Genomic DNA, 20,582 nt, shown 5'->3' on the forward strand with positions numbered 1-20,582 from the left:
CCGGCGTCCTGCCGGGTTACCCACGAATTCAAGCCTGCGTTCGGCCAGCGTGGTTTAACGGGGCGCCTGAAATCAAAAGCAGATCAAGATCAAGAGCGGCTCGCTTCGCATTGTGGTTACGGGTGGGCGCGGCTGCGTTGTGTAGATACCTATGCCCCGATGAGGGAGTGCCAGTGAATGCATCTGCAACTGACACACCGCTATCGGGGGCAAGCCCCCTCCCACAGTTTAATCTTCAGTGTTCGAACCTCTTGCCAAACGCTCGCTCACAAACACCCGCACCTTGCGCGTCAGTTGATCCAAATGCCGATCACGCTGCTTTTCCGCATCGACCATGGCGCGCTTACCGTGCTTTTGCAGCAGATAGGTATGGATCTGCCGCACTTCCAGCGAGCTGTAGATAGCAGCCACGTCCAGCACCCCCATCAGCCCATCGGTGCCGTAGTCCCGCGTATTCATCAGCACTTGCGTGCCGCGCGCGCCGCGCACCTTGAAGCCCATGGCTTCGAATGCGGGGACCTTCTCGACCGAACACGCCAGTTCCGCATGGGGATAGCGCGCCAACACGTCATCGAGCATGGCCCGGGCCACGCCCTGGCGCCTGAAACCGGCGTGCACGGCCATAAAGGCCACGCCACAGGCTTGAGGGTCGTCCTTCACCGGCAGGTACAGGCAGAAGCCGACGACGGTCTCGTCCTGCATCGCCACGACCAGCTCAACGCTGATGCCCTTCGAGCCGTCCAGCGCCTCGAGATACAGGTGCACCTCAAAACCGATGGCGTACTGGTAGATGTTATAGAGCAGGTTACTGGGCGCCAGGGCCACGCTGCTGATGTCGGTGAGGTTGTCGACCACCATCTGCAGGATCTGGCTGTTGACCGGTTCGGGACAGGGCGTGGTGTAGCGGGTAAGGCTGAACATGCAAATTCCTGGGGTTTCACGTCGAGGCAGCGGCAATTGTACCTGTTGCGCGCCGTGTCGCCGGAGTGCTCGACAGCCGCCACTCAACAATTGAGTGAAAAAAGTTCGGACCAACGGGTGCATGCATGCCCCTGGATCGCGCATCATGGGCACTTTCAAGCTCAAGGGTAACGTCCATGCGCGTTCTGTCATTGATGATGGGTCTTACGACGCTGGCCGCCAGTACGGTGTTCTGCGCCAGCGCGATGGCGAATGAAGAAAGTCAGTTGGTGCAACAGATCAACCAGTACCGCAGCCAGGTGCAGCGCTGCAACGACCAGGGTTCCCAGGAGTTGCCGCCGCTGGCCAGTGACACACGGCTGGTGCTGCCGGCCTCCAATGTCGGCGATTTGCAGCAGTCGCTGGCGCGGGCCGCGTACCCGATGGTCAACGTGCAGGCCATCAGCCTGTCCGGGCCCAGGGACGCCGAGGCCGCCATGAAGGCGGTGCGTGAGAGCTTCTGTCGCGTGGTGCTCGACCCGCAATTCGTCGATATCGGCGTGAGCAACAACGGCCAGGACTGGCGCATCGTACTAGCGCGTCCGCTGCTGACCAGTGGCCTGGGCGACTGGCAGACCGAAGGCCGCAAGCTGCTCGACCTGATCAACGCCGCCCGCGCCCAGCCGCGCGAGTGCGGCACCCAGGCGTTCACGGCGACCACGCCGCTGTCGTGGAACGACGACCTGGCCAACGCCGCCAACAGCCATACGCGCAACATGGCCAACGGTAACTTTTTCGATCACCTCGACCACGATGGCCGTACCCCCGGCGACCGTGCCGAACTGTCCGGCTATGTCGGGAAAAATATCGGCGAAAACATCGCCGCCGGTCTCGATACGCCGCGCAAGGTAATCGACGGTTGGCTCGCCAGCCCCGGCCATTGCGCCAACCTGATGAACCCGCAATTTCGCGATTTGGGCGCGGCCTACGCGATGGACCCGAAAAGCGATGCGGGCATCTATTGGACGGGGCTGTTCGGCACACAATAAAGCCTGCGGCCGAGCCGCCAAATGAGCAATAAAATCAAAGTGCTATCTGGGAGAGTAACGTGCTGAACTGATTGCGGTCATATCGGTCTGTAGCTAGGCAGTCTGACCTCTTCAAGGCTTAACTACGCGTTGCGAAAAAGGTGTGAACCCAATGATGACTTGGCTGCAAGGCAGCAGCGAAATGGCAGAGCGGGTTCGTCGGCATGATTGGGCCAATTCGCCCCTGGGGCCGCTTGAACACTGGCCGGACGTGTTGAAGACCACCGTTGCGCTGTGCTTCGCCTCCAGCTTCCCCCAGGCCATCGTCTGGGGGCCGCAGCTGATCACCCTCTACAACGACGCCTTCGTGCCGATCCTGGGTAACAAGCCCGATGCCCTGGGCCGCCCGTTCAGCGACGTGTGGCACGAAGTCTGGGATGACATCAGCCCTATCGCCGACACCGCTTTTGCCGGTCAGGCCACCTATATCGAAGACTTTCCGCTGTTGATCCAGCGTGGCGAGGCCCCTGAACAAGCGTATTTCACCTTTTGCTACAGCCCGATTCGGGATGCCCAGGGTCGGGTGGTCGGGTTGCTCGATACCGTCACGGAAACCACTGCCACGGTGTTTCTCGCCCGGCGCCTGGCGGTGCTGGAGGCTATCGGCAGCAGCGTCGCCACTGCAACCGACGCTGAAGCCATCATGAATTCGACCACCCGCTTGTTGGCCAAACACCTGCAAGTGTCGATTTGTGCCTACGCCGACATGGAAGACGATCAGGACGGTTTTACCATTCGCGGCGACTGGTCGGCGCAAGGCTCGCCGAGCATCGTCGGCCGTTACAGCCTGGCCGCGTTCGGTGAACGCGCGATGACCTGCCTGCGGGCCGGCGAGCCCTTGGTGATCCGCAATAACGTGCTCGAATTGCCGGCCCATGAAGCCGCGAATTTCCAGGCGCTCGGCGTGACGGCGACCCTCTGCATGCCCCTGATCAAGGACGGCCGCCTCACCGCATTGATGGCCGTGCACGACAGACAACCCCGCTACTGGTCGCCCTATGACCTGGCGCTCCTGGGCGAAGTCACCGAACGTTCCTGGGCGCATATCGAACGCGTACGCGCCGATGCCGCGGTGCGTGCCGGCCTGGCGGCCTATACCGAACTCAATGCGACCCTCGAGCAGCGCGTGGAAGAACGCACCCGCGCCCTCGCCCAGGCCGAAGCCGCGCTGCGCCAGTCACAAAAGCTTGAGGCCATCGGCCAGCTTACCGGCGGCGTCGCCCATGACTTCAACAACCTGCTGACGATCATCCGCTCCTCCGTGGATTTCCTGCGCCAGCCGGGGCTGTCGGAAGAACGCCGGCAACGCTACATGTGGGCGGTGTCCGATACCGTCGAGCGCGCCAGCAAGCTCACCAGCCAACTGCTCGCCTTTGCCCGCCGCCAGCCGCTGAACCCGCAGGTGTTCGACGTCAGCCAACGGGTGCGCAACATCGGCGAGATGCTCGAAAGCGTTACCGGCGCACGCATTCAAGTGCAGGTGCAATTGCCCGATCAGCCCTGCTTTGCACGCATCGATCCGAGCCAGTTCGAAACCGCCTTGATCAACATTGCCCTCAATGCTCGCGATGCGATGAACGGCCAGGGCACCCTGACCATCAAGGTCGTCGAGCAGCAGCCACTGCCGCGCATTCGCGGTGACGCCGGGTCGCGCCTGCCTCACCTGTGCATTTCCCTGGCCGACACCGGCAGCGGTATTTCCAGCGAGACTTTCGAACGCATTTTCGAACCGTTTTTTACCACCAAGGCCGTGGGCAAGGGCACCGGGCTGGGTTTGTCGCAAGTCTTCGGCTTTGCCAAGCAATCGGGCGGCAATATCGATGTGGCAAGTACCTTCGGGCTGGGTACGGTGTTCACCCTGTACCTGCCCCAGGTGGAGGGCGAAGTCGCACCACCGCAGGCCGAGCATCCAGCGCTGCTACCACCGCAGGACGTTACCCAATGGCATGTGCTGATCGTCGAAGACAACCTTGAGGTAGGACGTTTCGCCTGCCAGATCCTCAAGGACCTGGGTTACCAGACCACCTGGGCGACCAATGCCGAACAGGCGCTGACACTTGCCGGCAAAGACGCGGAGGCTTTCGACGCGATTTTTTCGGATGTGGTGATGCCGGGGATGACCGGTGTCGCCATGGCCAGGCTGCTGCGTCAGCGCCGTGCGGACCTGCCGGTGGTGCTCGTGTCGGGCTACAGCGAAGAACTGGCGGACAATGGGTACGAGGGCTTTGAGTTCCTCGCCAAACCCTACTCCGCCGAACAGGTCGCGCGGGCGTTAGCCAGGGCCATGGCCAAGGATCAGCCCGCCACGGCGACCTGATTACGCCCCAGCGCCTTGGCCCGGTACAGCGCCTTGTCGGCGCTGTCCATCAAGCCATTCAGGTCCAGCGGCTCGGCGTGGGTCGATGCAAGGCCCAGGCTGGCACTCAGCCCCTGCACCGGGTCGGCGCGCAGGTCGCCAATGGCCTGGACCAGTTGCTCTGCAATGCTGCGCGCGGTCTCCAGAGACGTATTGGGCAGCAATATTGCGAATTCTTCGCCCCCCAGACGACCGGACACATCGACCTGGCGAAACGAGGCGCTGATCACGCCGCCAATCTGGCGCAACACCTGATCGCCGGTCTGATGACCGTAGGTGTCATTGATGCTTTTGAAGTGATCCATGTCCAACATCAGCGCGCACAACGGCTGCTGCTCGCGATGGCATTGGGCGTACAGCGCCTGGGCACGCTCGAAGAAGGCACGACGGTTCATCAACCCGGTCAGTTCATCGGTCTGGGCGGCGTGGGTTGAAAGGGTGTGCGCACGTTCCATCTGGCGGGTCAGGCGAAAGGCTTTTTCCAGGGCATCGGAGAGCTTGCGCGTGGCGCCCACTACAAAGGAGGAAAACACCAAGACCGCCAGCGCCACGCCCACCTGCATCGGCGCCGGCTGGAACAAAAGCCACAGGGTACAAGGCAGCAGCACCAGGCCCATGGACCCCAGCGACATGGAGCGATAAGCCGAATAGCACGACACTGCGCTGACCGACATGCCCACGGCAAACAGCATCACCAGCACTTGGGACAGGCGGTCATCGACGGGCATCACCGCCAGCGCCCCGCCGCCCCAGATCCCCGCCGACAGCATCAGTGTCAGCCAATAACGACGCTCCCAGCGCGCGGGCGTGCGTTCGCTGTTGGGGCAGCGAAACCATTCAAGGAACAGCTGCAGGCGCACCAGTGAGGAACCCGCCAGCAGCACCAGCCAGACCACCATGACCTGGTGATCGAAACGCTCCCAGCACAGCCAGCAGAGCATGATGGCGGCCAGACAGGCGCCAAAGATGGCCGAGAACGACTGGCGAAACAGCTGATGCAAACGGTCGGTTCGCACCTGTTCTTCGATGACGTGGTCCGGGTCTTGCCCATGCCCAAGGCTATGCATGCGATTCGCCTGTTTGGCTGCTCCGACAGAGGCGCCATTGTGGCACCCTGCCAGTAGCCCGGACAACAGGATCGTGCGTGCTAGAGCGTTTAACCCTTCTGAGCGGATGCTCTGCAATCCAAATGTGGGAGGGGGCTTGCTCCCGATGGCGGCCTCTGGGCCGACCAGGATGTTGAATTGGGTTGAGTACATATCCGTTTCTGCGGTAACGGCTGCAATGGGTTCCGCTTTTACAGCGGCTCACTTTTGAAAAGCGCAAAAGTAAGCAAAACGCTCTTGCCCCACCACTCGGCACCTCGCTAATGCTCGGTGTGCCCGAACGGAGGCTTGAATCCGTGGGCCGCCGCAATGGGCCATCCATGGCCCAGTGCGGCTAACCCGGCGTCCTGCCGGGTTGCCCACGGATTCAAACCTCCGTTCGGCCAGCGTGGTTTAACGGGGCGCCTGAGATCAAGATCAAAAGCGCGGCGGCCTTAGAGCCGACCGGTATTTTGTGTCGACTCCGGTCCAAATGTGGGAGGGGGCTTGCCCCCGATGGCGTCCTCCGGGACGCCGCAATGGGTCATCCCTTGCCCAATGCGGCTAACCCGGCGTCCTGCCGGGTTGCCCACGAATTCAAGCCTGCGTTCGGCCAGCGTGGTTTAACGGGGCGCCTGAGATCAAGATCAATAGCAGATCAAGATCAACAGCGCCTCGCTTCGCATCGTGGTTACGTTTGGCGCCGCAGCCTTGTTTGGATACCTATGGCTCTTGTGGCCGCAGAATCAGCACGCCCAGGGGCGGCAGGTTCAACGACAGCGACACCGGCTGACCGTGGCGAGGTTCATCCACGGTCTGCACCGCACCGCCATTACCGTAGTTGGACCCGGCGTACATATCGGCATCACTGTTGATCACTTCGCTCCAGCGCCCGGCAAACGGCACGCCGACGGCGTAGGCCTCACGAGGCACCGGCGTGAAGTTGGCGACCACCAGCACCGGCTTGCCGTCTTTACTCCAGCGCAGCCAGGCGTAGACGCTGTTGATGGCGTCGTCACCGATCAGCCACTGGAAGCCCTGGGGCGCGTCGTCCTGCTCGTGCAGCGCCGGTTCCTCGCGATACAGGCGGTTCAGGTCGCCCACCAGTTTTTGCACGCCACGGTGTTCCGGGTATTGCAGCAGGTACCAGTCCAGTTGCTGGTCGTGATTCCACTCGCGCCACTGGCCGAACTCGCAGCCCATGAACAAGAGCTTCTTGCCCGGATGCATCCACATGAAACTCAAGTAGGCGCGCAGGTTGGCAAATTTCTGCCAGCGGTCGCCGGGCATCTTGTCGATCAGCGAGTGCTTGCCGTGCACCACCTCATCATGGGAAATCGGCAGGATAAAGCGCTCGGACCAGGCATACACCAGGCCGAAACTCAGTTCGTTGTGATGATGGGCGCGGTAGACCGGGTCTTGCTGGATGTAATGCAGCGAGTCGTGCATCCAGCCCATGTTCCATTTGTAATTGAAGCCCAGGCCCCCTTGCTGGGTGCTTTGACTCACGCCTGGCCACGCAGTGGATTCCTCGGCAATCACCAGCGCACCCGGCGCTTCCAGCGCGACCACGTCGTTCAGATGGCGCAGGAAATCGATGGCTTCCAGGTTCTCCCGGCCGCCGTGGCGGTTGGGCACCCACTCACCGGCCTTGCGCGAATAGTCGCGATACAGCATCGAGGCCACCGCATCCACGCGCAGGCCGTCGATATGGAAATGCTTGAGCCAGTGCAACGCCGACGCCAGCATGAAACCGTGCACCTCGGTGCGGCCCAGGTTGTAGATCAGCGTGTCCCAATCCTGGTGGAAACCCTCCAGCGGGTTGGCGTATTCGTACAGCGCAGTGCCGTCGAATTGCGCCAGGCCGTGGGTGTCGGTAGGAAAATGCGCCGGCACCCAGTCGAGGATCACGCCAATGTCCGCCTGGTGGCAGGCGTCTACGAAGTAGGCGAAATCTTCCGGCGAGCCGAAGCGTGCGCTCGGCGCGAACTGGGACAAGGCCTGATAACCCCAGGAACCGCCAAATGGATGCTCCATGATCGGCATCAGTTCGATGTGCGTGAAGCCCAGTTGCTCCACATAGGGGATCAGCCGCTCGGCCAGTTCGCGCCAGCCGTATTGGCGTGACACTTCGCCCGCTTCGTCCAGCTCGCACTGCCAGGACCCGACGTGCAACTCATAGATCGACAGCGGCGCGGTGGATTTCTGTTTGTCGCCACGCGCCTGCATCCACTCATGGTCCTGCCACTGCACTTGCAACGGCGCAGCGACTTTCGAGGCGGTATCCGGCGGCAGTTGGGTGGCCAGGGCCATGGGGTCGGCCTTGAGCGGCAGGATGCCGTGGGCGCCAAGAATTTCATATTTGTAGGCCGCGCCCGGTTGCAGGCGTGGGACAAAGATTTCCCACACGCCCGAAGGATGGCGCAGGCGCATCGGGTGACGGCGACCGTCCCAGACGTTGAAATCGCCGACCACCGAAACGCGTCGGGCATTCGGTGCCCACACGGCAAACCGTACACCCTGCACGCCGTCCACCGTGGTGACCTGGGCGCCCAGGCAATTGCCCAAGTCACGGTGGTTGCCTTCGGCAAACAGGTACAGGTCCATTTCACCGAGCAGCAGTTGGCTGAAGCTGTACGGGTCTTCGGTGATCTGCTCGCCGCCGGCCCACTGGATCTTCAGCAGGTAATCCTGGCGCGTGCCGAAGTGCCCGACGAACAGCCCCGGCACCTGGGTCGCGTCGAGGCTGCCGATCGGCTCACCGCCGTCACGCGCCAGGACCTGGACACTCAGGGCTTCAGGCAGGAACGCACGGATAAACTGCCCGCCCTGCTCATCATCGTGCGGCCCAAGGATCGAGAATGGATCAGGGTGCTCGGCGCGCACCAGCGCTTCGACGTCCCTGGATGCCGGCATTGCAGTCAACTTGGGCTGCAGCGGTTCTTTATGCGTAAAACTCATGACGTCTCCCCACCGCGTGCAGTTTTCGATTCAGGTGTAAGCCCGCTGAGCAAACCGTGCAACCCTTGCAAGGGCACCGGCAACCAGCTCGGGCGATTTTCCGCTTCGTAGGCCACTTCGTACGCGGCCTTCTCCAGGCTGAACAAGGTCAGCGCGGCGTCCTGGCCGTTGGCATCCTGCCAGTCATGCGCCAGTGTAGCCGTCGCTGCCTGATAAGCCTGGGTAAATGCCTGGCGGGCTTCACTCAGGTAACGCTCGGTCACACGCCGACGCGCGGCGTCCGCCTCCGGCGAATGATCAACCCCCTGCACATTCAGGGCCATGGCCGCTGCGTAATCAAAGGAGCGCAACACCCCGCTGACATCCTTGTACGGGCTGTGTTTGCCACGCCGTTCATGCAGCGGTCGCGCCGGCTCGCCTTCAAAGTCGATCAAATAGGCGTCGCCCTTGACGACCAATACCTGGCCCAGGTGCAAGTCACCGTGGACGCGAATCCGCAATCCGCCCAGCGTGGCCTTCGCCAATGCCTGGACGTGGCTGCCGATGGCTTTTTTCTGCGCCAGTAATTCACTGACCAGCGCCTGATCGGCGGGGTTCAACTGGCTTTGATTTAGTTTGAGCAAGTGCAAGGCACGCTCGATCTGCGCGCCTACGTCCTTGGCCCAGGCCTGGGTGTCCCTGGCCGAGGTGACTTCAGGTTTGAAATCCTTGTTCTGGGTGGGCGCGCCCAGCACCACGTGCATTTCACCCAGGCGCTGACCGAGCAGGCCGGCGAAGTCCGCCAGCTCGCCGAGGGCGTTGTAGTGCTGCTCCTGTTCGGACATCGCTTCGGCCAACTCGTCGCGAATGGCCCGCTCGAGGTTGTTCTGGGTCCAGCTCCAGGCATCGCCCTGGTTGCTCAGATAGCCCTGGGCGATCATCAGCAGGCTGTCTTCGCCCTGTGCGTCGCGCCGGCTCATCGAGCCCATCAGCGGCGAAATGTTCGGGTAGGCGGCTTCGGTCAGGTAGGCGCTCATCTCCAGTTCCGGGTGGACCCCGGCGCTGACTTTGCGGATCAACTTGAGCACCAGGCTCTCGCCGACCACCACCGAACTGTTGGACTGCTCGGCAGACAGGTAGCGCACCGCTGATTCATCCGTCAGTTGCAAGGCGGCCAGGTGCGGGGTCGCCTCGAAGCGCAGGTCACCCTCGCTGCAATTGAGCACGGTAGCGGCCTGCATGCCTTGAATCACACTGCGAATAAAATGCTCGAGGCTGAACGCATCGGTGACCAGCCCCACCTGGCGGCTGCGGCGTACCCGCGCCAATGCCAATTGCTGCGGCAAGGCGCTGGTGAGCTGGTCTTCGCCGAGGAAACCGAACGGCAATTGATAGCGGCTGGTCTGGCCCGCGCTGGTGACGTCGATTTCGCTGAGCAGCACCGGATGCTGCGCATCGCCGAAGCGCACGCCATAGGCAATATGCACGCTGTCGATGGTGGCGTCCTTGCCGGCGAACCAGCGGCGCTTGGGCAGCCAGGCCGGCAACGAGGTCTGTTCCAGGGTGGTGCGACCGGGTTCTTCGAGCAACTCTTCCATACGTTTTTTCAACACCAATGTCGTGAAGTCGGGAATGCTCTGGGCCGGTTCCACATGCCAGCTGGGCATCTGGTTTTCCGCCGCCAGCACGAACCAATAAAAGCCATAGGGCGCCAGGGTCAGCAGGAAATTCAGCTGGCCGATGGGCGGGAAGGCGTTACCGCCCAGCATCTCCACCGGCACCATCCCGGCGAACGCGGACAGGTCCAGTTCCGCGGCCTGGGCGCTGCGCGAGACGTTGGCCACGCACAGGATGATTTCGCTGCGGCCGTCCTCCCCGGTGTATTCACGGGTATACGCCAGGATGCGGCGGTTGCTCGGCGAGAGCATTTTCAGGCTGCCGCGACCGAACGCCTTGGACTGCTTGCGCACCGCCAGCATGCGCCGCGTCCAGTTCAGCAGTGAATGCGGGTCCTGGGCCTGGGTTTCGACGTTGACCGACTGGTAGCCGTACTGCGCGTCCATGATCGGCGGCAATACCAGGCTGGCCGGGTCGGCGCGGGAAAAGCCGCCATTGCGGTCGATGGACCATTGCATTGGCGTACGTACGCCATCGCGGTCGCCCAGGTAAATGTTGTCGCCCATGCCGATTTCGTCGCCGTAGTAGAGGGTCGGCGTGCCGGGCATCGACAGCAACAGGCTGTTGAGCAGTTCCACGCGGCGCCGGTCACGCTCCACCAGGGGTGCCAGGCGTCGGCGAATGCCCAGGTTGATACGCGCGCGGCGATCTGCGGCGTAGTAGTTCCACAGGTAGTCGCGCTCTTTGTCGGTGACCATTTCCAGGGTCAATTCATCATGATTGCGCAGGAAGATCGCCCACTGGCAATTGGCCGGAATCTCCGGGGTCTGGCGCAGGATGTCGGTGATGGGGAAACGATCTTCCTGGGCCAGCGCCATATACATGCGCGGCATCAACGGGAAGTGGAAGGCCATATGGCATTCATCGCCGTCGTCGCCCTTGCGGTCACCGAAGTAGAGTTGCGTGTCCTCGGGCCATTGGTTGGCCTCGGCCAGCAGCATGCGATCAGGGTAATTGGCGTCTATTTCGGCGCGGATCTGCTTGAGCACCCCGTGGGTCTCGGGCAGGTTCTCGTTGTTGGTGCCGTCACGCTCGATCAGGTAGGGAATCGCGTCGAGGCGCAGGCCGTCGATGCCCAGGTCGAGCCAGTAGCGCATCACCGACAGCACCGCTTTCATGACCTGCGGGTTGTCGAAGTTCAGGTCCGGCTGGTGCGAATAGAAACGGTGCCAGAAGTACTGGCCGGCCACCGGGTCCCAGGTCCAGTTGGACTTCTCGGTGTCGAGGAAAATGATCCGCGTACCGTCGTATTTCTGCTCGTCATCGGACCAGACGTAAAAGTCCCGCGCCGCCGAGCCCGGCTTGGCCTTGCGCGCCCGCTGGAACCAGGGGTGCTGGTCGGAGGTGTGGTTGATCACCAGTTCGGTAATCACCCGCAGCCCGCGTTTATGGGCCTCGGCGATAAAGCGTTTGGCATCGGCCATGGTCCCGTAGTCGCTGTGCACGCCACGGTATTCGGCGATGTCGTAGCCGTCATCGCGGCGCGGCGAGGGGTAGAACGGCAGCAGCCAAATGGTGTTGACGCCAAGGTCGGCAATGTAGTCGAGCTTGGCGATCAACCCGGGAAAGTCACCAATGCCATCGTTGTTGGAGTCGAAATAGGATTTGACGTGCACCTGATAGATCACCGCGTCCTTGTACCAGAGCGGGTCTTTGATGAAGGTGGCTGCCTTGGGTTTCTTCGCCATTTGAAACTCCTGAAATGCTGCAGACGCAAATGCCATCAATGTGGGAGGGGGCTTGCCCCCGATGGCGGTGGCTCAGCTGGTCATTCGGTGACTGATACACCGCAATCGGGGGCAAGCCCCCTCCCACACTCTGTTCTCCACTCGTCTATTGAGCAGTGATGCGCCAGATTCCGAACGGTATCTGCGGGTCCAGTCGGGTCCATTGAGTCTTGCCATACCAGGTCCAGCGATGGCCGTTCATCAAGTCTTCACCCTGGGTCTGGGCATCGTCCGGCAGGCCCATCTCCCACAGCGGCAGCTCGAAGTGCGCTTCCTGGGCGTTGTGCGGGTCGAGGTTGACGGCCACCAGCACGAAATTGCTGCCGTCCTCGCTGCGCTTGCCGAAGTACAGGATGTTGTCGTTCCAGGCGTTGTAGAGCTTGAGCCCCAGGTGCGTCTGCAACGCCGGGTTCTGGCGGCGGATGCGGTTGAGCTGGGCGATCTCGGCAATGATGTTGCCGGGTGCGGTGAAGTCGCGCGGACGGATCTCGTATTTCTCCGAGTCCAGGTATTCCTCCTTGCCCGGCACCGGTGCGGACTCGCACAGCTCAAACCCGGAGTACATGCCCCACAAGCCCGAGCCCATGGTGGCCAGCGCGGCGCGGATCAGAAAGCCCGCCCGGCCGCACTCATGCAGAAAGCCTGGGTTGATGTCCGGCGTATTGACGAAGAAGTTCGGGCGGTAGCACTCGCGCCATGGCGACTGGTTCAACTGGGTGAAATACTCACTCAGTTCGGCCTTGGTATTGCGCCAGGTGAAATAGGTGTAACTCTGGGAATAACCGACCTTGCCCAGGCGCGCCATCATGGCCGGGGTGGTAAAGGCTTCGGCGAGGAAGATCACTTCCGGGTATTTGCTGCGCACGTCGCTGATCAACCATTGCCAGAACGGCAGCGGCTTGGTGTGCGGGTTGTCCACGCGAAAGGTCTTCACGCCCTCTTCCACCCAGCCCACCACGATGTCACGCAGTTCGGTCCACAGGCCGGGGATGGCGTCCGCCGCATAGAAGTCGACGTTGACGATGTCCTGGTACTTTTTCGGTGGATTTTCCGCGTATTTGATCGTGCCGTCCGGGCGCCAGTTGAACCAGCCCGGATGCTCTTTGAGCCACGGGTGGTCTTGGGAGCACTGGATGGCGAAATCCAGGGCGATTTCCAGGCCGTGGTCGGCGGCGGCCTTGACCAGGCGGCGGAAATCCTCGCGGCTACCTAGTTGCGGGTGAATCGCTTCGTGTCCGCCCTCCTCGCTGCCAATGGCGTAAGGGCTGCCGGGATCGTCGGGACCGGCGGTCAGGGAGTTGTTCTTGCCCTTGCGATGGCTGCGGCCGATGGGATGGATAGGCGGGAAATACAGCACGTCAAACCCCATGTCGTGGATCATCGACAGGCGTGAATGCACATCGTTGAAGGTGCCATGACGGGCCGGATCATCGGTAATCGAGCGGGGAAACAGCTCGTACCAGCTGGCGAACTGGGCACGCTCGCGCTCCACGTCGATCGGGTACACCGTGCTGATGCTCAAATAGGCACGGTGGTCGGCCTGGGTCATCAGGTGTGCACTGTCTTCGTGCAGGAACTGCGCGACCTGCTCGGTTTCCAGCAGGCCGGAGAGTTCGTGGTGCAGCAGCATCAAGCGATCGCGCAGTTCGTTGTCACTGCGCTCGGCGGCCTGCAACACCAGGCTGCGGCCTTCCTGCAGCTCCAGGCTGACCGGCACTCCGGCTTCATGCTTTTTACGCAGTTCATAGCAGAAGCTGGCGAAGGTATCGATCCAGGCTTCAATGCAGAATTCATGGGGCCCCTGGGTGGTGACGGTAAACGCACCTTCCCAGCCGTTGTTGCCCACATCATTCATGACCACGCTGTGCCAGTTTTCCTGCCCGAGCGGGCGCCAGCGCACCAACACCGCCAGCTTGTCATGGCCATCGGCGAACACTTTACTGGTGACATTGACCTGCTGGCCCACCACCGCCTTGACGGCAAATTCGCCGCCGTCAATCACCGGCATGGTGCTTTCAATGGCGATTCTGGGTAACAGCAGTGCCTGGGACAACGGCAATAAGGAATGTTCTGGAACCAGTGTTTCAGCAGTCATCGAGCATATTCCCCTTACGCCCAGTGGACGCTCTGTGCTTGATCCGAATTCGTAACATGGCGGCGCACTCCCTGAGCAGGCCCGTATTAGGTCCGAGCCCGGGGTGCGGGCAAAAGTTCAGGCGGATATGTCGCCACCGGGCGGGGAATCAATTCCCTCCCGTGGCTGTCCACCGATAGAGCAAAGCACAAAGGAGGCCACACCCATGACTATCCCGATCCCGGCAGAGACGCCCGACCCGAATATCGACAACCCGACCCTGCCACCCACCGAGCCTGCACCGATTCCGGAACAGGAACCGCCGGAGAACGAGCCGCCACCGGTGCAGGAGCCGCCAACCACCATGCCGCCGGTTATCGTCAGTCCTTCTCGAAACGCTTGACGATTTTCGGCATCACGCTGAACACCACCAAGGCCAGCAACGTACTCAGGACCGCTGTCGATTCCCGACCCAAACCGGCCGAGACCCCAATCGCAGCGGTCATCCACAGCCCGGCGGCGGTGGTCAGGCCTTTGACGTGGCCGGCGTCCTCATCCTTGCCCTTGATAATGGTCCCGGCCCCGAGGAAGCCGATCCCGGCAATCACGCCCTGCACCACCCGGCTCATGGCATCGGCCTGATTGCCGGACATCTGCGGCACCATCACAAACAGTGCAGCCCCCAGCGCCACCAGCATGTGGGTACGCACGCCGGCGGCCTTGCCCTTGCTCTCGCGTTCAAACCCCAGGATGCCGCCGAGGATCGCGGCCATCAGCAGGCGCACGGTAATCTGGGTGACCTGCCGGGCGTCGCCGATATCGGCAAACTCAGCCTGCAGGGTTAGCCATGCTTCATGTAGCCAAGCGTGCATCAATGCCATCCTTTTTGTGATTATTGATAGAAGATGGACAGCGGCGACCGTCAGTCAGTTGCGTGGAACCGGCACTGCTTATTGGCTCCTAAATGATCAGAGCCCATGAAAAGGAGACCGGTATGCCTATCCGTATCGACAACCATCTGTGTTATTTCACGCTGAATGACAATGGCCAGGAACAAAGCGTGCCTGCGACCCGCGTCAATATCGTGACCGATAGCGAAAAATCCATGTCGTACGTGGAACTGGCGGCTGAACGCATCTACATCACCGAAGCCGAGGCCGATGCACTGACCGTCGCGGGTGCCCATGACGGACGCCAGCATGTGAAGGCCGACGAACCGGGTTCGGTCATTTAATCGATGCCTCTGTAGGAGCGAGCTTGCTCGCGAAAAACCTCAACGATTACGCGTGCTTCCTGCAAGACCGCGGTGCCTGTGGGTTTTTCGCGAGCAAGCTCGCTCCTACAGGGTCTCGCATCAAGGCGCGGATTGCCATCTGATCCGCTTTTTAACCGCCAACCTGAGTCTGTTACGCAAACAGCGCGCCGCCCATAGTTCATCCGCCTGATGGAGGCTGATGAGCGAACGACCATGAGCGAACGAATCCCCACCGTGGAAACTTTTGTGCCCATTCACCCGAAGAAGGTGAAGGCCGCATCCCGCGACAACCTGATCCACACCCGCAGCTTCACCGGCCTCTACCGCACCTTGCGCATGAGCGGTGGCGCGTTGTTGTTCCTGGCCTTTTTCGGCACCGTGTGGCTGAACTGGGGCGCACGTCAGGCGGTGCTGTGGGATCTGGCCGAGAGCAAATTCCATATTTTCGGCGCAACGTTCTGGCCCCAGGATTTCATTCTGCTCTCGGCACTGTTGATCATCTGCGCCTTTGGCCTGTTTGCGATCACCGTGTTTGCCGGCCGTGTGTGGTGTGGCTACACCTGCCCGCAAAGCGTGTTCACCTGGCTGTTCATGTGGTGCGAAAAAATCACCGAAGGCGAGCGCAACCAACGCATCAAGCTGCACGCCGCACCCTGGAGCCTTGACAAGCTGGCACGGCGTTCGGCCAAACACACGCTGTGGCTGGGCATCAGCGTGCTGACCGGGCTGACCTTTGTCGGCTATTTCACGCCCATCCGTCCGTTGGCTGCGCAGCTGCTGACCTGGCAACTGGGCGGCGTCAGTCTGTTCTGGATGCTGTTCTTTACCGCGGCCACCTACCTCAACGCCGGGTGGCTGCGCGAAGCGGTGTGCATGCACATGTGCCCGTACGCGCGCTTCCAGAGCGTGATGTTCGATAAGGATACCCTGGCCATTGCCTATGACGCCGCCCGTGGCGAACGCCGTGGACCGCGTAAACGCGAAGTCAAATCGGCGGATGTCGGCCTCGGCGACTGCATCGACTGCCAGCTGTGCGTGCAGGTGTGCCCCACCGGCATCGATATCCGCGACGGCCTGCAAATGGCATGCATCGGTTGCGCGGCCTGCATCGACGCCTGCGATTCGATCATGGACAAAATGGGTTATGCCCGTGGCCTGGTGAGCTATACCAGCGAGCATCAATTGCAAGGTGGCAAGACCCGGCTGCTAAGGCCGCGCCTGATCGGCTACAGTGCCGTGCTGCTGGTCATGCTTGTCGCGTTGGCGGTGGCTTTGGTGGAACGGCCGATGGTGTCGCTGGACGTGACCAAGGACCGCGGCCTGTTTCGCGAGAACAGCCAGGGCTTGATCGAAAACATCTACAGCCTCAAGGTCATCAATAAGACTCAGCAGCACCAGGACTATCGTGTGGAGCTGGTGGACGCCGAGGGCTTCCAGTTGCAGGGCAAGACCCGGATCGGCTTGGCGCCGGGGGAAATCGTGGATGTACCGGTCTCGGTGACGCTGCTGGCGGACACACCGGCGAGCAGTTCACAGACGCTGCGCTTCAAGGTGACGGATGTGGATGAACCGTGGATTTACAGCGCTGCCGACAGCCGCTTTGTCGCGCCACTGAACCGCTGATAATCCCCTGAATGCATAGAGTTCCAATGTAGAGAGATCCAATGTGGGAGGGGGCTTGCCCCCTCCCACATTTGCCCAGCGCACACACTGTTCAAGGCACCCATGAAACGCTACGAAAAATTCGCCGATGACATCGCAGAACTGATCCGCTCCGGCGTCCTCGGCCCCGGCCAGCGCGTGCCGTCGGTGCGTTACGCCAGCCAGACCTACGGCGTCAGCCCGTCCACGGTCTTCCAGGCCTACTACCTGCTGGAACGGCGCGGCCTGATCCGCGCGCGGCCGCGCTCCGGCTACTTCGTCAATACCCACGCGCCCAGCCCGTTTTCCGAGCCGGTGGTGAGCGAGCAAGTGCACGAGTCCACCGAAGTCGATGTGAGTGAGTTGGTGTTTTCGGTACTCGACTCGATCAAGGACCCGAACACCGTGCCCTTCGGCTCGGCCTTCCCCAGCCCCATGCTGTTCCCGCTGCCGCGCCTGGCCCGCTCCCTGGCCAGTGCCAGCCGCGCGATGGACCCGCGCCTGGTGGTCACCGACATGTCCCCCGGCAACCCGCAACTGCGCCGTCAGATTGCGCTGCGCTACATGGTCGGCGGCCTGATGCTGCCCATGGAAGAACTGCTGATCACCAATGGCGCCCTCGAAGCGCTGAACCTGTGCCTGCAAGCGGTGACCGAGCCCGGCGACCTGGTAGCAATCGAAGCCCCGGCGTTTTATGCCTGCCTGCAAGTGCTCGAGCGCTTGAAACTAAAAGCCGTGGAAATCCCCGTGCACCCGCGCGACGGCATCGACCTCAACGCCCTGGCGCAAAGCCTTTCGCGTTACCCGATCAAGGCCTGCTGGACCATGACCAGCTTCCAGAACCCGATGGGCGCGACGGTGCCGGAAGAAAAAAAACAGGCGCTGGTGGAGTTGCTGCGCAGTCATCAGGTGCCGCTGATCGAAGACGATGTGTATGCCGAGCTGTATTACGGGCAGCACGCGCCGAAACCGGCCAAGGCCTTCGACACCGAGGGCCTGGTGATGCACTGCGGCTCCTTTGCCAAGAGCTTGGCGCCAGGGTACCGCGTAGGCTGGGTGGCGGCGGGTCGCTTCGCGCAGAAGGTCGAGCGCCTGAAACTGATGACATCGCTGTGCCCGTCGATGCCGGCCCAGGCCGCGATTGCCGACTACCTGCAACACGGCGGCTACGACCGGCACCTGCGCAAACTGCGCTACGCCCTGGAAGAACAGCAAAGCGCGATGCTCGCCGCCATCGCCCGTTACTTCCCGGCGCAGACCCGCGTCAGCCAACCGGCCGGAGGGTATTTCCTGTGGCTGGAACTGCCGGAGCAAACCGATTCATTGAAGCTGTTCCAGATGGCCCTGGCGCAAGGCATCAGCATCGCACCGGGCCCGATCTTTTCGGCGACCCGGCGCTTTCGCAACTGCATCCGCTTGAACTACGGCAGCCCGTGGACCGACGTGTCGGAGAAGGCGATGGAGACGCTGGGGCGGATCGTGCGCTCGTTTTGAGGGTCAGCAGATCGTCGCCGCGAGCATCGCCGTCATGCGTCTGGCGCCGGCGCTTCCCGTGCGCGCTGGATATCGGCCATGAACCCGTCGGCCGGCAGTGGATGGCCCAGCAGATAGCCTTGCAGCGAGTTACAGCCCAGGCGGGTCAGGAAGCGCTGCTGCGCCTCGGTCTCCACGCCTTCGGCGACGATCCGCAAACCCAGGGCCTGGCCCAGCGCAACGATGGCTGAGACGATGGCGGCGTCGTCGCTGTCGTGCTCCAGGTCGCGCACGAAACCCCGGTCGATCTTCAGTTCATTGGCCGGCAGGCGCTTGAGGTACATCAGGCTGGAATAGCCGGTGCCGAAGTCATCGATGGACAGGTCGACGCCCATGTCCGAGAGCTGCTGCAATACGGTCATGCTCGCGTCGGCATCGCTCATGGCGGTGGTTTCGGTGATCTCCAGGGTCAGGCGGTTGGCCGGCAGTTGGTGCCGCTCCAGAGCCGCGGCCACGCTGGCGACCAGCCCGGGGTGGCAGAACTGCAGCGCCGACAGGTTCACCGCAATGCGCCAACTTTCATAACCCTGGGCGTACCACAGGCTCATCTGGCGACAGGCTTCATTGAGTACCCACTCGCCGATGGGAATGATCAGCCCGGTTTTTTCCGCCAGCTCAATGAACGTGGCCGGCAGCAACACGCCGTGCTGTGGATGCTGCCAGCGCAGCAGCGCCTCTGCCCCCACCGCAACCCCGCTGAGCGCGTCGAACTTGGGCTGGTAGTGCAAACGAAATTGCGCGTCGTCGAGGGCGTTGCGCAGGTCCTGCAATAACTGCAGCTGTTTGCGCGCGTTGGTGTTCATCGACACATCGAAGAACCGGTAGCCGTTCTTGCCCATGCCCTTGGCGTGGTACATCGCCGCATCGGCATTCATCAACAGCTCCTGGGGGTTGGTCCCGTTGCCCGGGAACAGGGCGATGCCGATGCTGGCGGAGATTTTCAGCTCGTGTTCGGCGACCGTGAAGGCGCGATTGACCAGGCTGACCTGGCGTTCGGCCAGGCCCATGGCATCGTCCGGCTGGGTCAGGTGCACCATTAATACAAACTCGTCACCGCCGATGCGCGCCAACGTGTCCTGGCTGCGCAGGTCCTCGCGCAGGCGCAGGCCGACTTCGCGCAGCAACTGGTCGCCCATGTGGTGACCAAAGGCGTCGTTGACCGGCTTGAAGCCGTCCAGGTCGATAAACATCAGCGCAAAGCAACCGCCCTGCTCCTTCACCGCCTGGATACCTTGTTGAATCCGGTCTGACAGCAGCGTGCGATTGGGCAGGCCGGTGAGCATGTCGTGCAGGGCCAGGTGGGTCAGCTCCTGGTTGGCCAGGGTCAGGGAGTCAGCCAGCACGGCGGTGCGCGCTTGCAGCCGCGCGTCGAGCAGCGAGGTCAACAGGGCGATGACCAGCACCGCCAATGAGGTCACCAGCACCAGGTTATCCAGGCCCTTGCCGCTCAAGCCGGTCTGTGCGGCGGCGCAAAAGCTGTCGTCGGCAAAACGCGCGGCGGCCATGCCGGTGTAATGCATGCCGACGATGGCCACGCCCATCACCACCGCCGCGCCCCCGCGTGCCAAGCGTACATAGGGTGTATTGCGGCGCAGGTTGAAGGCGATCCACAGCGCCGCGCCGGAAGCCACCACCGCGATCAACAACGAGGCGCCGAACAACGCCGGGTCGTAATCGATGCCCGGCGTCATGCGCATCGCGGCCATGCCGGTGTAGTGCATGCTGGCGATGCCTGCGCCCATGACCAACGCGCCGAATGCCAGTTGCCAGGCCGGCAGGCGTGGCTGGCTGACCAGCCATAAGGCAAAACCGCTGGATAACACGGCAATCAGCAACGACAGCGCGGTAATGTCCAGGTCGAAGCCCATTTCGAACGGCAGGCGCAGGGCCAGCATGCCGATAAAGTGCATCGACCACACCCCGACGCCCATCGCGACGGCACCGCCGGTGATCCATAGATAAACCGTACGTCCCTTGGCGGTCGCGATCCGCCCCGCCAGGTCCAGCGCGGTATAGGACGCCAGGATGGCGACGCACAGGGAAATCACGACAAGGGAGGTGGTGTAGCTACCGGTCAGCATGGGGTATCTCGCGGTTTGACAGCCCGGGCCGGGTGGCAAAGCGGCGGATTGTAGCGAGAATATTTCAGGGCTGGCGATTAATTGCTTACGGACGGCGGGCTGATTTTTCTGACGTCAAATTGGTGGCTTTGCCAGGTGCTGTGCGACGCTCGATTCACCCGTCAGCGCGCACATTTTCACGGCGTTGCTGAGGCTTGCCGCGCCGGCTGTGAGAAAAAATCTGCC

Annotated in this window: 13 protein-coding genes; 6 read left to right on the plus strand and 7 right to left on the minus strand. The window is 62.1% G+C overall.

Features of this window, described 5'->3' with window-relative positions; genetic code table 11:
• Positions 1–228: 228 nt before the first annotated feature.
• Positions 229–921: a GNAT family N-acetyltransferase gene (locus tag BFP90_RS25795; RefSeq protein ID WP_065898306.1), complete on the minus strand. Its 693-nt coding sequence runs from the start codon at positions 919–921 to the stop codon at positions 229–231.
• 176 nt (positions 922–1,097) lie between these two features.
• On the opposite strand from BFP90_RS25795, the gene BFP90_RS25800 reads away from it, so the two are divergent.
• Together BFP90_RS25800 and BFP90_RS25805 are read left to right on the plus strand one after the other, a co-directional pair.
• The gene (locus BFP90_RS25800; protein WP_065898307.1) at positions 1,098–1,949 is read left to right on the plus strand and encodes a CAP domain-containing protein; all 852 of its coding nucleotides are present in this window, start codon (positions 1,098–1,100) and stop codon (positions 1,947–1,949) included.
• Between the two features lie 151 nt (positions 1,950–2,100).
• Positions 2,101–4,305, plus strand: a complete 2,205-nt coding sequence (locus tag BFP90_RS25805) for a GAF domain-containing protein (protein WP_065898308.1) — start codon at positions 2,101–2,103, stop codon at positions 4,303–4,305.
• Here BFP90_RS25805 and BFP90_RS25810 read toward each other — a convergent pair.
• The 4 genes from BFP90_RS25810 to BFP90_RS25825 all read right to left on the minus strand — a co-directional run bounded on the left by BFP90_RS25810 (position 4,284) and on the right by BFP90_RS25825 (position 13,868).
• Positions 4,284–5,411, minus strand: a complete 1,128-nt coding sequence (locus tag BFP90_RS25810; RefSeq protein ID WP_065898309.1) for a GGDEF domain-containing protein — start codon at positions 5,409–5,411, stop codon at positions 4,284–4,286. The genes BFP90_RS25805 and BFP90_RS25810 overlap by 22 nt on opposite strands.
• A 741-nt stretch (positions 5,412–6,152) precedes the next feature.
• The gene (gene glgB / locus BFP90_RS25815; protein WP_065895429.1) at positions 6,153–8,390 is read right to left on the minus strand and encodes a 1,4-alpha-glucan branching protein GlgB; all 2,238 of its coding nucleotides are present in this window, start codon (positions 8,388–8,390) and stop codon (positions 6,153–6,155) included.
• Positions 8,387–11,734, minus strand: coding sequence for a maltose alpha-D-glucosyltransferase (gene treS, locus BFP90_RS25820; protein ID WP_065898310.1), 3,348 nt, complete (start codon positions 11,732–11,734; stop codon positions 8,387–8,389). The genes glgB and treS overlap by 4 nt, the downstream gene beginning before the upstream one ends.
• 145 nt (positions 11,735–11,879) lie before the next feature.
• Complete coding sequence (locus tag BFP90_RS25825) at positions 11,880–13,868, minus strand: alpha-1,4-glucan--maltose-1-phosphate maltosyltransferase (RefSeq protein ID WP_065898311.1); 1,989 nt, start codon at positions 13,866–13,868, stop codon at positions 11,880–11,882.
• 205 nt (positions 13,869–14,073) lie between these two features.
• Here BFP90_RS25825 and BFP90_RS28900 point away from each other — a divergent pair, with 205 nt between their 5' ends.
• Positions 14,074–14,250, plus strand: coding sequence for a hypothetical protein (locus BFP90_RS28900; protein ID WP_163001629.1), 177 nt, complete (start codon positions 14,074–14,076; stop codon positions 14,248–14,250).
• On the opposite strand, the gene BFP90_RS25830 is transcribed toward BFP90_RS28900, so the two are convergent.
• Complete coding sequence (locus BFP90_RS25830) at positions 14,228–14,719, minus strand: MgtC/SapB family protein (protein ID WP_065895426.1); 492 nt, start codon at positions 14,717–14,719, stop codon at positions 14,228–14,230. The two genes, BFP90_RS28900 and BFP90_RS25830, sit on opposite strands and share 23 nt — an antisense overlap.
• A gap of 122 nt (positions 14,720–14,841) precedes the next feature.
• Here BFP90_RS25830 and BFP90_RS25835 point away from each other — a divergent pair, with 122 nt between their 5' ends.
• The 3 genes from BFP90_RS25835 to mapR all read left to right on the plus strand — a co-directional run bounded on the left by BFP90_RS25835 (position 14,842) and on the right by mapR (position 18,237).
• Entirely contained in the window at positions 14,842–15,081 is a 240-nt protein-coding gene (locus BFP90_RS25835) for a DUF3203 family protein (RefSeq protein ID WP_065885315.1), read from the plus strand.
• Between the two features lie 234 nt (positions 15,082–15,315).
• Entirely contained in the window at positions 15,316–16,725 is a 1,410-nt protein-coding gene (gene ccoG / locus BFP90_RS25840) for a cytochrome c oxidase accessory protein CcoG (RefSeq protein WP_065898312.1), read from the plus strand.
• Between the two features lie 102 nt (positions 16,726–16,827).
• Positions 16,828–18,237, plus strand: a complete 1,410-nt coding sequence (gene mapR, locus BFP90_RS25845; RefSeq protein WP_065898313.1) for a GntR family transcriptional regulator MpaR — start codon at positions 16,828–16,830, stop codon at positions 18,235–18,237.
• 32 nt (positions 18,238–18,269) lie between these two features.
• Here mapR and BFP90_RS25850 read toward each other — a convergent pair whose 3' ends face one another.
• Entirely contained in the window at positions 18,270–20,357 is a 2,088-nt protein-coding gene (locus BFP90_RS25850; RefSeq protein ID WP_065898314.1) for a putative bifunctional diguanylate cyclase/phosphodiesterase, read from the minus strand.
• Between the last annotated feature and the right edge of the window lie 225 nt (positions 20,358–20,582).

The sequence above is a fragment of the Pseudomonas sp. 24 E 13 genome (assembly GCF_900004715.1).
GTDB classification, from domain to species: Bacteria; Pseudomonadota; Gammaproteobacteria; order Pseudomonadales; family Pseudomonadaceae; genus Aquipseudomonas; species Aquipseudomonas orientalis_A.